Origin of the sequence: Pseudolabrys taiwanensis, assembly GCF_003367395.1 — a bacterium.
In the GTDB taxonomy this organism is placed as follows: domain Bacteria; phylum Pseudomonadota; class Alphaproteobacteria; order Rhizobiales; family Xanthobacteraceae; genus Pseudolabrys; species Pseudolabrys taiwanensis.
The window spans coordinates 4,371,773-4,387,043 of sequence record NZ_CP031417.1 but is presented as its reverse complement, the minus strand read 5'-3'; the positions used below and the strand labels follow the sequence as shown (position 1 = coordinate 4,387,043).

The window sequence follows — 15,271 nt, the reverse complement described above, 5'->3', positions numbered from 1 at the left end:
GGGAAGGTCGGGCATTGTCCGCCCTCAAGGGTATCTGTTCGGGATCCTCGGGAGGGAAAAACATGAACCGCGCACTCTACACCGGCGTCGCGCTCGCCGCGGCGACGCTGGTCTCCGCCACCGCATCGGCGCAGGACACCGTCAAGGTCGGCATCATCAGCGCCTATTCGGGCCAGTTCGCCGACACCGCCAACCAGATCGACAACGGCATCAAGCTGTACATGAAGCAGCACGGCGACACCGTCGCCGGCAAGAAGATCGAAGTCATCCGCAAGGATACCGGCGGCCCGAACCCGGACGTCGCCAAGCGCCTGGCGCAGGAACTGATCGTCCGCGACAAGGCCGACATCCTCGCCGGCTTCACGCTGACCCCGGAAGCGCTCGGCGCCGCCGGCGTCGCGACCGAAGCCAAGAAGCTGCTGGTCAATATGAACGCCGCGACCTCGGTGGTCACCGAGAAGTCGCCGTACATTGTACGCGTCTCGGTGACGCTGCCGCAGATCACCGAAACGCTCGGCACCTGGGCCGCCACCAAAGGCGGCGTGAAGAAGGCCTACACGATGGTGTCGGACTTCGGCCCGGGCATCGACGCCGAGACCGGCTTCCAGAAGGCGTTCAAGGCGGCCGGCGGCGAGATCGTCGGCTCCGTGCGCATGCCGGTTGCCAATCCGGATTTCTCCGCCTTCGTGCAGCGCGCCAAGGACCTCAACCCCGAGTCGATCTTCGTCTTCGTGCCCGGCGGCGCGCAGCCCGGCGCGATCGGCAAGGCTTTCGCCGAACGCGGCATCGACCCGAACAAGATCAAGATCTTCTCGACCGGCGAACCGGTCGACGAGACCGCGGTTAAGGCGCTGGGCGATCTCGCGCTCGGCCGGCTGTCGGCGTGGCACTACGACTACAACCACAAGTCCAAGATGAACGAGGACTTCGTCAAGGCGTTCAATGCCGAGTTCAAGCGCAACCCGGACTTCTTCGCTCTCGGCGGCTATGACGGCATGCACCTCATCTACGAGGCGCTGAAGAAGACCGGCGGCAAGGCCGACGGCGATTCGCTGATCGCCGCCGCCAAGGGCATGAAATGGGAGAGCCCGCGCGGCCCGGTCTCGATCGATCCGGATACGCGCGACATCGTGCAGAACGTCTATATCCGCAAGGTCGAGAAGGTCGGCGGCCAGATCGTCAATGTCGAGTTCGACACGGTCAAGGACGTGAAGGACCCGACGCACAAGTAAGCGCTCGTTCCAGGACGGCGTCCGCTACCGGATGGGGCGACTGTGATGGTCGCCCCATCTGTTGTATCTAAAGCAGTCATTCCGGGACGGCGCGCCAGCGCCGGACCCGGAATCCAGCCCAAACGAAGGCCTTACCGCTCTTCTGGATTCCGGGTTCGCGAGCTACGCTCGCGCCCCGGAATGACCTAGAAAACGCACAAGCGGACCACAGACCGAACTCAACTACCGGATATTCGATGCTCCCTCCCTTCTTCGGCGTCCTGTTCGACGGTCTGGCCTACGGCATGCTGCTGTTCGTGCTGTCGGTCGGCTTGTCGGTGACGCTCGGGCTGATGAACTTCGTCAATCTGGCGCACTGCGCCTTCGCCATGCTCGGCGGCTACGTCACCGTGACTTTGGTGAACGACTTCCATTGGCCGTTTCTCGCCACATTGCCCGCCGCCTTCGTCGCCGCCGCCTTGGCGAGCGTCGTGCTGGAGCGCGTGTTCTACCGCAAGCTCTACCGCGCCTCCGATCTCGATCAGGTGCTGCTCACCATCGGCTTCGCCTTCATCTCCGTCGCGGTCGCGGCCTACATCTTCGGCACGCTGCAACAGCCGATCCAGGCGCCCGAATACCTGCGCGGCTCCACGCCGTTCCTCGGCCTCGCGCTCGGCAATTACCGGCTGTTCCTGATCGGCGTCGCGATCGTCGTGACGCTGCTGCTCATCGCCGGCCTCGAATACACGCGCTTCGGCGCCCAGGTGCGCGCGGCGGTCGACAACCAGCGCATGGCGCGCGGCCTCGGCATCGACGTCGACCGCACCTTCGCCGCGACCTTCGCGCTCGGCTCCGGCCTTGCCGGTTTGGGCGGCGCGCTGGCGATCGAGATCGTCGGCCTCGATCCCTCGTTCTCGTTCACGTATCTCGTCTATGTGCTGATCATCGTGTCGGTCGGCGGCCTGGGGTCAATCGCCGGCTCCTTCGCCGCCGCCTGCCTGATCGGCGTGTCCGACATCGCCGGCAAGTATTACGCGCCGGAACTGGGCGCCTTCCTCATCTATCTCGTCATGGTGGTCGTGCTGATGTGGAAGCCGGCCGGCCTGTTCGGCAAGCGGTGAGCATTATGAGCACCGCATTCGCAGCATACTCCGTTCGTCCCCGCGAAAGCGGGGACCCAGCGCTGGATTCCCGCTTTCGCGGGAATGAACGGAGCAAGGGTCGCCGCCAATGAGTCAAATGAGCGTACCTGTGTCCCCGCAACTCTATCTGCAATCGCAGTCGCGCTGGCGGCCGGTCGAGATCGTGTTCTGGCTGGCGACGCTGCTGCCGTTCTTCCTGTTTCCCGATTACCTGTCGCTGGCGAGCCAGATCGCCATCGCGGCGCTGTTCGCGCTGTCGCTCGACCTGATCCTGGGTTACGCCGGCGTCGTCTCGCTCGGCCACGCCGCCTTCTTCGGCGTCGGCGCCTACACCGCCGGCATCTTCTCGAAGTTCGTCTGGGGCGAGCCGCTCACCGGCCTGCTGGTCGCGGCGACGCTCGCCGGCCTTGTCGGTTACGCGTCGAGCTTCATCGTCGCGCGCTTCCGCCATCTCACGCTGATCATGATCACGCTCGGCCTCGGCTTGCTGTTGCACGAAGCGGCCAACCGCGCGCATTGGCTCACCGGCGGCTCGGACGGTCTGCAAGGCGTATCGATCTGGCCGGTGCTCGGCCTGTTCAAGTTCGACCTCTACGGCTACACCGCTTACGGCTATGCGTTGGCGACCTTGTTCGTGCTGTTCCTCGCCGTGCGCCGTATCACCAATTCGCCCTTCGGCCTGGCGCTGCGCGGCATTCGCGAGAACTGGACGCGCATGCCGGCGATCGGCGCCGCCAGCCAGGCGCATATCCGCAAGGCCTATACCATCGCCGCTTTCATCGCCGGCATCGCCGGCGCGCTGCTGGCGCAGACCACCGAAACCGTGTCGCTGGAATCGATCAGCTTCCAACGTTCCGCCGACGTGCTGGTGATGCTGGTGCTCGGCGGCGCCGGGCGGCTCTATGGCGGCCTCGTCGGCTCGGTGATCTTCATGATCGCGCGCGACCAGTTCTCCGGCATCGCGCCGCAATACTGGTACTTCTGGATCGGCGTGCTGCTCGTCGTCGTCGTGATGTTCCTGCCGAACGGCATTGTCGGCGGACTGTCGAAGATCGCCGCCCGCTGGAGGCGCAAATGACGGCCTACGCGCTTGAAGGGCAAGACGCGATCGCTAAAGGCGCGACCGCTTTATCGACAAAGGGCCTGCAAAAAGCCTTCGGCTCGTTGCCGGTCGCGCGCGACATCGCGATCGATCTTCCTGTCGGCGCCCGCTATGCGCTGATCGGCCCGAACGGCGCCGGCAAGACGACGCTGATCAATCTGATCACCGGATTGCAGCAGCCCGACGCCGGCGCGATCACGCTCGGCGGCGAGGACATCACCGCGCTCGCGCCGCAGGACCGCGTCAAACGCGGCCTCGCCCGCACCTTCCAGATCAACACCTTGTTCGCCGGCCTCAATCCGCTCGAAGCCGTGACGCTCGCCGTCTGCGAACGGCGCGGCATCGCCAATCGTTTCTGGCAGAACATCGCGGTCAATAAGGACGCGATCGAGGAGGCCTACGGCATCCTCGAAAAGCTCAAGCTCGGCGACGTCTGCTATCAGACGACGCGCGAGTTGCCCTATGGCCGCCAGCGGCTCCTGGAGATCGCGCTGGCGCTTGCCACGCAGCCGAAGGTGCTGCTGCTCGACGAACCGGCGGCGGGCGTGCCGCAGGAAGAGTCCGGGGACATCTTCGAGGTGGTCGCCGGCCTGTCGGACGACTTGACCGTACTGTTCATCGAACACGACATGCACATCGTGTTCCGTTTCGCGACGCGCATCATCGTGCTGGTCGCGGGGGCGGTGTTCACGCAAGGCACGCCGGCCGAGATCGCCGCCGATCCAGGCGTACGCGAAGTTTATCTGGGCAAGCGTCATCATGGCTGAACCGCTGCTCACGCTCGAAAAGGTCACCGCGGGCTACGGCGACGCCGTCGTGCTGCACGGCGTCTCGTTCGAACTGCCGGAGCATGGCAGCCTCGCCCTGCTCGGCCGCAACGGTGTCGGCAAGTCGACGACGCTGATGACGATCATGGGCTACACGCAGATGCGCGGCGGCCGCGTGCGCTGGCGCGGCAAGGACATCTCGCGCGTGCCGCCGCACAAGCGCGCGACCATGGGCATCGGCTGGGTGGCGCAGGAGCGCGAGATCTTCCCGTCGCTTTCCGTGGAGGAAAACCTCACGGTGGCCGCGCGCCCGGGCGCCTGGGATCTCGAGGCCGTGTTCAAGATGTTCCCGCGTCTGAACGAGCGCCGCCGCAACATGGGCAACCAGCTTTCGGGCGGCGAACAGCAGATGCTGGCGATCGCCCGCGCGCTGATGACCAATCCGGCGCTGCTGCTGCTCGACGAGCCCTGCGAGGGCCTCGCGCCGGTCATCGTCGACGAACTGATCGCGGCCATGCGCATGCTGCTCGACCAGCGCAAGATCGCGATCATCCTGGTTGAACAGCACACCGAGATCGCGCTCGAATTGACGGCCGACGCCCTCGTCCTGGAGCGCGGCGCCGTGGCCCATGCGGCGCGCGCAGAGGTGCTCGCCAAGGACACAGCCACGCTCGAGCGGCTTGTCGGCTTGCGCGTCGCCGCGACGCCGTGAGACACTTTCCGTCGTGCCGGAACAGTCCGTAACGACGTAGAGGTTTTCATGTCTGCTCCGATGATCCCCAACCAGCGCGCCGACTTTTCCGCCATCGTCGACCGCCCGCCGCTCAAGCTGCCGGGCAAGGCGCGCATCGTGTTCTGGACCATCGTCAACTACGAGGTATGGGACGTCGGCAAGCCGATGGCGCGGCAACTGCTGCCGGCGCCGACCGGCGCGCCGATGCTGCCGGACGTCGTGCATTGGGGCTTCCACGAATACGGCATGCGCGTCGGCTGCTGGCGCTTCTTCGAGCTGTACAAGCGGCTCGGCATTCGCCCAACTTTGTCGGCCAATGCGCGCATCATCGAAGACTATCGCCGCGTGGCGGAAGAAGCGCGCGACGCCGGCTGGGAGTTCATGGGCCACGCCTATGAGCAGGGCCCGATCCACAAGGAGGCCGATCAGGCCGGCATGATCAACCGGTCGATGGACATGATGGAGAAGTTCACCGGCAAGCGTCCGGTCGGCTGGCTCGGGCCCGGCCTGACGCAGACGCTGGAGACGCCGGACCTGCTGACGGCGGCCGGCGTCAAATACATCGGCGACTGGGTCTACGACGACGAGCCGACGGTGATCCGCACCACCAACGGGCCGTTGGTGACCTTGCCCTACACCATCGAGACCAACGACATCCCGGTGATGATCATCCAGCACCACAACAGCGATTACCTGCTGCAGATGGTGAAGGACCAGTTCGACCGGCTCTATCAGGAGAGCGAGCACCGCGCAAAGTTCGTCGCGCTGGCGATCCATCCCTACATCAGCGGCCAGCCGCACCGGATCAAATATCTCGAGCAGATCTACGACTACGCGAACGGCCACGAAGGCGTGCTGCATTGGAACGGCGAGCAGATTCTCGATTGGTACAAGGGCGTCGCGAAGACATAACTCCGTTCGTCCCCGCGCGCAGACATCGGGTTTACCCGATGTCTGCCGTTACAGTGCGATGGGGACCCAGGAGAGACGGACGTGGCGTTCTATGTTTACATGCTCGCCAGCAAGCGGAACGGCACGCTCTATATCGGCGCGACCGACGATCTCGTGAAACGAGTTTGGCAGCACCGCAATGGCGTCATTGACGGATTCACCAAAGAGCATGCGGTCAAAACCCTCGTTTGGTATGAAATTCACGAGACTCGAGAGGCGGCCCTGACGAGAGAACGCCAGATGAAGAAATGGAATCGCATTTGGAAGTTGGAGCTGATCGAAAAGGCGAATCCAGTTTGGCGAGATTTGTGGAGCGAGATTACCCGGTAAAGAACTGGGTTCCCGCTTACGCGGGAACGAACGGTGTGTGACGCGCCGCCCCCCTTTCGTTCGTCCCCGCGAAAGCGGGGACCCAGGGTCATAAGTTCCCAAATGCTATTCGGCTCTGGATCCCCGCTTGCGCGGGGATGAACGGAGAATGGGGTGCCGCTTTAAAACGATAACAAAGGGAAACGCCATCTATGAAATACACCAAGCCCAAAGTCGGCATGCTGCCGGGCGATCGCATCACCTATTCGCCCATCGTCTCGCGCAAGCCGCTCAAGCTGCCGGGCAACGCGAAGATGGTCGTGTGGACCGTCACCAATGTCGAAGAGTGGGACCCGACGCAGACCATGCCACGCACGGTGCTGACGCCGCCCGCGGGCGGCTCGCCGATGCCGGACATTCCGAACTGGTGCTGGCACGAATACGGCAACCGCGTCGGCTTCTGGCGCTTGCTGCAGGTCTACGACGACTTCAAGATTCCCGGCGTGATGAACATCAACGGCACGGCCGTCGAGGCGATGCCGGAACTGGTGCAAGCCTGCGTCGAGCGCAAATGGGAATTCGTCGGCCACGGCTACACCCAGCGCAACATGCAGAAGGTCGAGAACGAGCGCGCCGACATCAAGAAGAGCGCGGCGGTGATCGAGAAGGCCACCGGCACGAAGCCGCGCGGCTGGCTGGGACCCGGCCTCACCGAGACCTGGGAGACGCCCGACATCCTCGCCGAGGAAGGCTACGACTATGTCGCCGACTGGGTGCTCGACGACCAGCCGGTGTGGCTGAAGACACGCGGCAAGCCGATCCTCAACATTCCCTACACGCAGGAATGCAACGACGTCGCCATGATGCTGATCCAGCATCACAAGGCGAACGAGTTCTACGAGCGGGCGATGGATCAGTTCGAGCAGCTCTATCGCGACGCCAAGGGGCTCGGCTCGGCGCGGGTGATGGCGATTTCGGTGCATCCCTACATCATGGGCGCGCCGCACCGCGCGAAGTATTTCCGCAAGATCTTCGAGAAGATCCGCAAGCAGAAGGACGTGCTGTTCTGGTCGGGCTCGCAGATCGCCGACTGGTTCAAGAAGGCCGGGCCGAAAGCGCCCGCCTAGTGGACCGCTCGTCCCCGCGAAAGCGGGGACCCAGCGCTGGATTCCCGCTGTCGCGGGAATGAGCGGAGTTTGGGGGTGGCTTCCACAAACGCCGTCATGCCCGGCCTTGTGCCGGGCATCCACGCCTTCTATGCATGCCCCCGAGCAACACGTGGATGGCCGGGACAAGCCCGGCCATGACGACCGAGAGGCCTGCGCGCATGACCGCCCCCACCACCTACCTCGACAAGAAGACCATCGCCGAGCTGACGGCGCGCATGTACCTGGAGACCGGCGCGGTGCGCTTCATGGAGGACAAGCCGTTCATCTTCACGAGCGGCTGGGCGAGCCCGGTCTACAACGACTCGCGCTGGCTGATTTCCTTCCCCGACGTGCGCTCGACCCTGATCGACTTCCAGATCGCCTCGATCGACCGCGCCGTCGGCCGCGAGAACATCGACGCCGCCGCGGGCGGCGAAACCGCGGGCATCCCCTTCGCCGCCTGGGTGGCCGACCGCATGCACGTGCCGATGCAGTACATCCGCAAAAAGCCGAAGGGCTTCGGCCGCGGCTCGCAGATCGAGGGCCAGCTTCTGCCGGGCCAGCGCGTGCTGCTGGTCGAAGACCTCGCCACCGACGGCCGCAGCAAGGTGAACTTCGTCAAGGCGATCCGCGAGGCCGGCGGCAGCTGCGATCACTGCTCAGTGCTGTTCTTCTACGACATCTACAAGGAAGGCCGGAAAATCCTGGCCGATATCGGCGTCACGCTGCACTACCTCACCACGTGGTGGGACGTGCTGGCAGTGGCCAAGGCGAGCGGCAAATACGACCCGAAGCTGCTCAACGAAATCGAGACCTTCATGAACGACCCCGCGGGCTGGTCGAAGGCCAATGGCGGTGTCGCCGAAGCAGCGGATTAGTCTTCCGCTCGTCCCCGCGAAAGCGGGGACCCAGTGCTGGATTCCCGCTTTCGCGGGAATGAGCGGAGTTGGTGACTACGCCTTGCCTTCCAACTTCCGCTTCAACCGCACGATCGCCAAATCCAGCGCCGAGAGAAACCGCGACAGATCCTGCCGCGACAGCGGCGGCGGACCGCGCGTCGCGGCGCCCGCCGACCGCAGGTCGGTGAGCAGGTTGCGCGTCGCCACCGCCATGTGGATGGAGTCGTCGTCGAACACCTTGCCGGTCGGGCTGATTACGCTGGCGCCGTTGCGGAAGGCACGCGCCGCCAGCGGCACGTCGGCGGTGATGACGACGTCGCTCGCGCCGGCCCGCTCGGCGATCCAGTCGTCGGCGACGTCGGGCCCGGCCGCCACCACGACCAGTTCGATCAGCCCGCCGCGCGGCACCTGCATGAAGGCGTTGGCGACGACGAACACCTTGAGGCCGTAGCGCTCCGCCACCCGGTAGACCTCCGGTTTCACCGGGCAGGCATCGGCATCGACAAAGATGCGGATTTGCGCGCCTTCAGGGCCTTCCAAGCTGTCCGCCACCGTGTTCCAATCCTTTCCGGAAACCGGAGGGATCAATGGCCAAGAGCCGGAAAAAAGTCCAGGCGCAGCGCAAACCGCCCGCCCGCAAGGCCAGCAAGACAAGCGTCCGGCACGCGGTGAAGGCCAAGACCCGGGCCAAGAAGCGGCCGAAGCAGAAGTTCGCGGTGAGCCACCACCGCGAGGAGGACTTCGATCAGGGGCTGCGCACCTATGCGAAGTACCGCGACCTCGGCATCGCGCCGGCCACCGGCGGCATGGTGCAGGCGCATGTCATCCGCATGATCCCGCCCTACCGGCCCGAAGACGTCGCCACGCCGCATTATCACGACGTCGACTTCCAGATGATCTATGTGCTGAAGGGCTGGTACAAGACGGAGTTCGAAGGCGAAGGCGTGCACACCTTCACCGCCGGCTCGTGCTGGATCCAGCCGCCGAAGATCAAGCACACCGTGCTCGGCTATTCCGACGATTGCGAGCTGCTCGAGATCGTGCTGCCGGCCGATTTCGATACGGTGATGCTGGAGAAGTAAGCGAGCCGCATTCAGACTTTGACCCGTCACCCTGAGGCGCCCGCCGTAGGCGGGCCTCGAAGGGCGACGGCCCCGGCCGTTCATCCTTCGAGGCTCGCGCTTCGCGCTCGCACCTCAGGATGACGGGTCAAAGGGCCCGCATCAGCAACAGCCCGCCGGTGACGATCACCAGGATCACCGCCGTCGACGCCACCACCGTCGTGATGTGGCGCCAGCCGAGACCGATGATGGTCTTCACCGACGTCCCGAGACCGAGCGCGCCAATGGCCAGCAGCAGGCCCCAGTTCGACGCCTCGACCAGCACGCTCTTCACCGGCGCGTAGAGCGGCGCGAGCGGCGGCACGAACGGCACCGCGCTGTTGATCAGGCACAGAATGAGAAACACGATGGCGAACACCGGCACCGGCACGCGCGCTTCGCCGTGACGCATGCCCTGGCGCGTCAAATACCAGCCGACCGCAAGCACCACCGGCAGCAACAGAAAGACGCGGAACAGCTTCACGATCACCGCGCTGTTGCCGACCGTGTCCGACACCGCGTAACCGGCGCCCACGACCTGCGCGACGTCGTGGATGGTGCCGCCCAACATCACGCCGGTGTCCTGCGCGTCGAAGCCGAACAGCAGGCACAGCGGCGGATAGGCCAGCATGCCCAAGGTCGCCAGCGCATTGACGGCAACGACGACGAAGGCGACGTCGGCCTGCTTGCCGGGATAGTCCGGCACCACCGTCGAGGTGGCGAGCGTCGCCGAGGCGCCGCACACCGCCGTGCCGACGCCCACGAGCGCGCCGAAGCCCGGCGTGCGGCCGTACCAGCGCGCGAACAGGAAACCGGAAGCGATGGTCGCCGCCATCGCAACGATGATGAGCACCGCAGTGCCGAGGCCGAGCGCCGCGATATCGGCGAGCGCGACGCGCAGGCCCAACAGTGCGACCGCCCAGCGCAGCACCGTGCGCACGCAGAAGGCCATGCCGGGTTGCGTCGTTGGCCGCGCGGCGATGGGATTGTGGGCGATGCCGACGATGAGCGCGATCACCATGCTGGGGATCGGCACCACCCGCGCCACATAGGGAGCGGCAAGATAGCCGGCGACAGCGACGATGGCCGACAACAGCACGCCCGGCAGATAATCGACAAACGTACCGGCAAGCGGGCGGCCGGTTTGGGGAAGCGGAGCGGCCACGGAAAGTTCCTCTGATGCCGGCGAGCGATGGACGCCGGCAGCACCGCGCATCGCGCGGCCGCCGCGGCGGCGGGCGGGGAAGGATTTTCTATCACGAAGCCGCCCGGGGCCAAGCTTTTCCGGCCAATAGGCCCTATCGGGAAACCCTGTTGCTCTCGCCGCGCATAGGAGGCGGATCGCTCTCCAGATCGTCATCCGAGAGCACACGCAAAGCGGCGCCCTCGATGTCGTTGTATTGCCCGCTCTTGAGCGCCCACAGGAAGCCGAACAGGCCGGCGAGGCCCAGGCCCAGCGCCATCGGCACGAGATAGACGAGAACGTTCATGCGCTCTTGCCCCCGCGTAAAGCGTTCAGCGTCACCAGGAGTGAGGAGCCGGACATCGCCAAGGCGGCGATCAGCGGCGTCACCAGGCCGGCGATGGCAATCGGCACTGCGATGAGGTTGTAGACTACCGCGAGGATGAGGTTCTCGGTCATCAGCCGCCGCGCGCGGCGCGACACGATCAGCGTGTCGACCACCGGCTGCAGCCGCTCGCCAAGGAACACGGCATCGGCCTGCGCTTGCGTCAGATCGGCGGCGGAGATCGGCGACAGCGACACATGCGCCGCGGCGAGCGATGGCGCATCATTGAGGCCGTCGCCGACCATCAGCACTTTGCGCCCCTGACGCTTGAGCTCTTCGATGACGGCGATCTTGTCCGCCGGCTTCAAGGCACCCTGCCAATGCTCAATGCCGAGCGCGGCGGCGACCGGCGCCACCGCCTCACTGCGATCGCCGGACAGGATACGCAGATCGAGCGCGCGGGCGCGCAAGGCCGCCACGACCTCGACCGCGTCGGGACGCAGCTGCTGCGCGATGGCAATCACCGCCGACTGCGCGCCATGGACGAAGCAGATGAATGAGTTGCCATCCTCTGCTCCGCTCGTCCCCGCGGAAGCGGGGACCCAGGGCAACGAACCTGTAAGGTGCCGTTCTTGGCTCTGGATTCCCGCTTGCGCGGGAATGACCGGAGTGTGAGCAAGTCCGCAAAACTCGGCGCTGCCGAGCCGCGCTTCGACGCCATCGATGACCACGCGCACACCGCGCCCGGGCTCCTCGATCGCACCGTCATAGGGCATGGAGGGCGAGGCCTCGCGCGCCAGCGCCATCGCCAGCGGATGACGGCTGGACAGCGCGAGCCGCGCGGCCATCTGCAACAGGGCCGGATCAAGCATCGATGCGTTGGCGACGCGCGGCTCCGGCAAGGTCAGCGTGCCGGTCTTGTCGAAGATGACCGTATCGACCTCGGCCAGGCGCTCGATGGCATCGCCTGCGTTCAGCATCACGCCGGCGCGGAACAAGGCCCCCGACGTCACCACCTGCACGGCCGGCACCGCCAGCGCCAACGCGCAAGGACATGTAATGATGAGCACGGCGATGGCGGTGATGATCGCGTCATGCGTCGAAGCGCCGGCGATGAGCCAGCCGATGCAGGTGAGCGCGGCGGTGAGATGCACGACCGGCGCGTAGACACGCGCGGCGCGATCGGCGAGCCGCATCGCCTTCGACTTGGCACTGGCGGCTTTGTCGAGCAGCTTCTCGATGTCGTCGATGAGCGCGTTGCCGCCCGCCGCGGTCACCTTCAGCGTCAGCGCGCCGGCGTAATTCATGCTGCCGGCGTAGACGATCGCACCGGTCGCCACCTTGCGGCGCATGGTTTCACCGGTGATCAGGCTGTCGTCGATCTCGGATACGCCGCTGACGACGACGCCATCGGCGGGCACGCGCTCGCCGGCGCGCACGAGAAGGCGGTCGTCCGGCTTGAGCACCGACACCGGCACGCTGACGACCTCGTCGCCGTCAAAACGATGCGCCGTATCGGCGCGCAGCGCCGCGAGATTGCCGGCGACCGCGCGTGTCTTGCGTCGCATCGTGTGGTCGAGCGTGCGGCCGACCAGCAGAAAGAACAGCAGCATCAACGCCGAGTCGAAATAGGCTTCCTTGGCGTGGTTCGCGGTCTCGACCACCGACATGCCGAGCGCCAGGATGACGCCGATCGAGATCGGCACGTCCATGTTGGTGGTGCGCGCCTTCAGCGCGCGCCAGGCGCTGGCAAAGAACGGCCGGCCGGCATACGCCGCCGCCGGCAGCGCGATCAGCGCCGACGCCCAATGAAAGAAGTCGCGCGTCTCCGGCGTGATGTCGGTGACGTTGCCGGACCACACCGACACCGACAACAGCATCACATTCATCGCCGCGAAGCCGGCGACGCCGAGGCAACGCGTGAGCTTGCGCGCTTCGTCGGCTTCTTCCTGCTCGGCGCGTTGCGGCACGAAGGGATGGCCGTGATAACCTCGGCTTTCCAGCGCCGGCAGAATCTGCGCCGGCGCCGACGCGCCTTCTTCCCACGCCACATGCAGACGGCGATTGGTGTAGTTCAGCCGCACATCCTTGACGCCGGGGAGCTGGCGGACGGCGCCTTCGATGCGGTTGATGCAGGCAGCGCAAGTGATGCCGTCGATGGCCAGATCGACGCCGAGCGTGCCGTCCTCGTCCGGCTTGGCGTAGAGCGAGAGGTCGAGGGTGTCGCTCATGACGTCACCCGGAACTCCGCTCATTCCCGCGCAAGCGGGAATCCAGCGCTGGGTCCCCGCTTGCGCGGGGACGAGCGGTGAAGGTACCGATGTCCTGCATGGCTCGCCCTATTGCAGCGACACGCGGCTGCGCGAGCGGAACACGCGGTCGCCGTCGCGATAGAGATCGACCAGCAACTCCCACTGTCCGCGCGGCGCCGCGGATTCACCGTGGAAGCGGCCGGCGCCGACACGGTCGACCTTGATGGCGTGGTCGAGCCGCGCATCCGCCGGATGCACCAGCGTCGCGTCCGCCGTCAGGCCCGTGAGCGGCGCGCCGGACGCGTCGCGCGCGGTGAAGTCGAGCACCGCTTCGCCGGCGCCGTTGCGCTTGAGCGTGCCGTCGATCTTCCAATGCCGCTCGTCCTGTTGCTCGGCGGCGGCGATCTCCTGCTTGAACATCAACCCGGCTTTGTACGAGCTCGCGGTCTCGACGCCGCCGAAGGTCGACGTGGCCGCCTTGATCATCACGCCGTTGACGACGAACACGACGCCGAAGAAGCACACGAGCCAGACAAGAACGGCTCGGCCGGTCACTTCGCGCGGCTTTTTGACGGAAGCAATCATCGTCGTCTCCCTTTATGGCGCGAAGAAGTGATCGCGCGCTTCGCTCGTGTCGCCGGTCGCGACGTCGGTCAGGCGGAAGGTCACGCGTGTCGACTGCGCGGGCTTGGGATCGCGGTCGGTAACCAGGATGCGCACCTCGCGCGTCTGGTCCGGGCCGACGTCGATCAGCATGCGTCCGTCGGAACGCGCCGGCACCCCGATGTAATCGATCGAGCTTGCCGTGAGACCATCGACCGCGAGGGCGAACTCGCGCGTTTGACGCTGCTTGTTGACGATGCGGATGGTGTAGCCGTTGCGCAGCGAACCGTCCGACAGCCGCACATACATCGGATTGCGGTCGTGGATGACGTTGATGCCCTCGGTCTCGCGGGTGGCGAGCGTATAGATCATGACGGCGCCGACCACGGCGATCAGCACCGCGTAAAGCAGCGTGCGCATGCGGATGAGCCGGTAAACGGACGGCTTGCCCTCCATGCGGCTCTTGATGTTGAGGTCGGTGTCGTAAGCGATGAGGCGCGGCGCGCGGCCAAGCTTCGTCATCACCGCGTCGCAGGCGTCGATACACAGGCCGCACTGGATACAGCCGAGATTTGCGCCGCCGCGAATGTCGACGCCGGTCGGGCAGACGTGCACGCATTGCAGACAGTCGACGCAATCGCCGGCCGGCGCGCCCTGCGCCCGCAATTGTTCGGCCTTCTTCACCGAGCAGCGCGGCTCGCCGCGGTCATACCGATAGGTGACGTTGAGCGCGTATTCGTCGGTGAGCGCCGCCTGGATGCGCGGCCACGGGCACATATAGAGGCAGACCTGCTCGCGCAGATGACCAGCGAGCGAATAGGTCGTGAAGGTCAGAATGCCGATCCAGGCGTAAGCGACAAACGGCGCTTCGCCGGTCGCCAGCTCCTTCACCAAGGTCGGCGCGTCGGCGAAGTAGAGCACCCAGGCGCCGCCGGTCCACCACGCCACCATCAGCCACAGGAAATGCTTGACGCCCTTGCGCGCCCAGGTGTTCGCCGTCCACTTGCGCGCATCGCGCTGCATGTGCTCGCGGCGATCGCCTTCGACGAAGCGCTCGATGGCGAAGAACAGATCGGTCCACACCGTCTGCGGACAGAGATAGCCGCACCAGACGCGGCCGGCCACGGCGTTCATCAGGAACAGGCCAAGCGCGGCGAGGATCAGCAGGCCGGTGAGGTAATAGATTTCCTGCGGCCAGATCTCGATGAAGAAGAAATAGAAGCGGCGGTTCGGGAAGTCGATCAGCACCGCCTGGCTCGGCGCGTTGGGGCCGCGATCCCAGCGCACGAACGGCAGCAGGTAGTAGATGCCGAGCGTGACGATGAGCAGCGCCCATTTGATGCGGCGGTAGGTGCCGTGAACGCTCTGCGGGTAGATTTTGCGGCGCGGAGCGTAGAGCGGGATGTCGTCTTCCGGCTCGGGCGCCGGCGCCGCTTTCGGGGCGGCTGTGACCGCCGCCTCCTTCACGAGATTTTCGAGAGTAGTCATGGACTTAACGAACCTTCGAGAGCCGCTGCAAAGTAGCGGTATTCGTCCGGACGCGACT

General features: G+C 65.6%; 16 protein-coding genes. 10 read left to right on the top strand and 6 right to left on the bottom strand.

What is annotated here, in order from left to right; all coding sequences use genetic code 11:
* Positions 1-62 precede the first annotated feature (62 nt).
* The 9 genes from DW352_RS20870 to DW352_RS20830 all read left to right on the top strand — a co-directional run bounded on the left by DW352_RS20870 (position 63) and on the right by DW352_RS20830 (position 8,241).
* Entirely contained in the window at positions 63-1,232 is a 1,170-nt protein-coding gene (locus DW352_RS20870; protein WP_115693138.1) for an ABC transporter substrate-binding protein, read from the top strand.
* A 236-nt stretch (positions 1,233-1,468) separates the two neighbouring features.
* Entirely contained in the window at positions 1,469-2,332 is an 864-nt protein-coding gene (locus DW352_RS20865; RefSeq protein WP_115693137.1) for a branched-chain amino acid ABC transporter permease, read from the top strand.
* Between the two features lie 118 nt (positions 2,333-2,450).
* On the top strand, positions 2,451-3,431 hold the full coding sequence (locus DW352_RS20860; RefSeq protein WP_115693136.1) for a branched-chain amino acid ABC transporter permease: 981 nt from the start codon (positions 2,451-2,453) through the stop codon (positions 3,429-3,431).
* Positions 3,428-4,222 (top strand): ABC transporter ATP-binding protein, encoded by a 795-nt coding sequence (locus DW352_RS20855; protein ID WP_115693135.1) that lies wholly within the window; start codon positions 3,428-3,430, stop codon positions 4,220-4,222. The genes DW352_RS20860 and DW352_RS20855 overlap by 4 nt, the downstream gene beginning before the upstream one ends.
* Positions 4,215-4,934, top strand: coding sequence for an ABC transporter ATP-binding protein (locus tag DW352_RS20850; protein ID WP_115693134.1), 720 nt, complete (start codon positions 4,215-4,217; stop codon positions 4,932-4,934). The genes DW352_RS20855 and DW352_RS20850 overlap by 8 nt, the downstream gene beginning before the upstream one ends.
* A gap of 48 nt (positions 4,935-4,982) precedes the next feature.
* Positions 4,983-5,867, top strand: a complete 885-nt coding sequence (locus DW352_RS20845) for a polysaccharide deacetylase family protein (RefSeq protein ID WP_115693133.1) — start codon at positions 4,983-4,985, stop codon at positions 5,865-5,867.
* An 81-nt stretch (positions 5,868-5,948) separates the two neighbouring features.
* Positions 5,949-6,236: a GIY-YIG nuclease family protein gene (locus DW352_RS20840; RefSeq protein WP_210209868.1), complete on the top strand. Its 288-nt coding sequence runs from the start codon at positions 5,949-5,951 to the stop codon at positions 6,234-6,236.
* Positions 6,237-6,427: 191 nt separating this feature from the next.
* Positions 6,428-7,342, top strand: a complete 915-nt coding sequence (locus DW352_RS20835; RefSeq protein WP_210209867.1) for a polysaccharide deacetylase family protein — start codon at positions 6,428-6,430, stop codon at positions 7,340-7,342.
* A gap of 200 nt (positions 7,343-7,542) precedes the next feature.
* On the top strand, positions 7,543-8,241 hold the full coding sequence (locus DW352_RS20830; RefSeq protein WP_115693132.1) for an orotate phosphoribosyltransferase: 699 nt from the start codon (positions 7,543-7,545) through the stop codon (positions 8,239-8,241).
* 75 nt (positions 8,242-8,316) lie between these two features.
* On the opposite strand, the gene DW352_RS20825 is transcribed toward DW352_RS20830, so the two are convergent.
* Positions 8,317-8,814 (bottom strand): YaiI/YqxD family protein, encoded by a 498-nt coding sequence (locus tag DW352_RS20825; RefSeq protein WP_245434203.1) that lies wholly within the window; start codon positions 8,812-8,814, stop codon positions 8,317-8,319.
* 35 nt (positions 8,815-8,849) lie between these two features.
* Between DW352_RS20825 and DW352_RS20820 the strand changes: the two genes are divergently transcribed.
* Positions 8,850-9,344 (top strand): cupin domain-containing protein, encoded by a 495-nt coding sequence (locus DW352_RS20820; protein ID WP_115693131.1) that lies wholly within the window; start codon positions 8,850-8,852, stop codon positions 9,342-9,344.
* Positions 9,345-9,471: 127 nt separating this feature from the next.
* Here DW352_RS20820 and DW352_RS20815 read toward each other — a convergent pair whose 3' ends face one another.
* The 5 genes from DW352_RS20815 to ccoG all read right to left on the bottom strand — a co-directional run bounded on the left by DW352_RS20815 (position 9,472) and on the right by ccoG (position 15,213).
* Positions 9,472-10,527, bottom strand: a complete 1,056-nt coding sequence (locus tag DW352_RS20815) for a YeiH family protein (protein ID WP_245434202.1) — start codon at positions 10,525-10,527, stop codon at positions 9,472-9,474.
* 133 nt (positions 10,528-10,660) lie between these two features.
* Entirely contained in the window at positions 10,661-10,852 is a 192-nt protein-coding gene (gene ccoS, locus DW352_RS20810) for a cbb3-type cytochrome oxidase assembly protein CcoS (RefSeq protein ID WP_115693129.1), read from the bottom strand.
* Positions 10,849-13,101 carry a heavy metal translocating P-type ATPase gene (locus DW352_RS20805; RefSeq protein ID WP_115693128.1) on the bottom strand — a complete coding sequence of 751 codons (2,253 nt, stop codon included), beginning with the start codon at positions 13,099-13,101 and terminating at the stop codon, positions 10,849-10,851. The genes ccoS and DW352_RS20805 overlap by 4 nt, the downstream gene beginning before the upstream one ends.
* A 108-nt stretch (positions 13,102-13,209) precedes the next feature.
* Positions 13,210-13,707: a FixH family protein gene (locus DW352_RS20800; protein WP_115693127.1), complete on the bottom strand. Its 498-nt coding sequence runs from the start codon at positions 13,705-13,707 to the stop codon at positions 13,210-13,212.
* Between the two features lie 12 nt (positions 13,708-13,719).
* The gene (ccoG, locus tag DW352_RS20795; protein WP_115693126.1) at positions 13,720-15,213 is read right to left on the bottom strand and encodes a cytochrome c oxidase accessory protein CcoG; all 1,494 of its coding nucleotides are present in this window, start codon (positions 15,211-15,213) and stop codon (positions 13,720-13,722) included.
* Between the last annotated feature and the right edge of the window lie 58 nt (positions 15,214-15,271).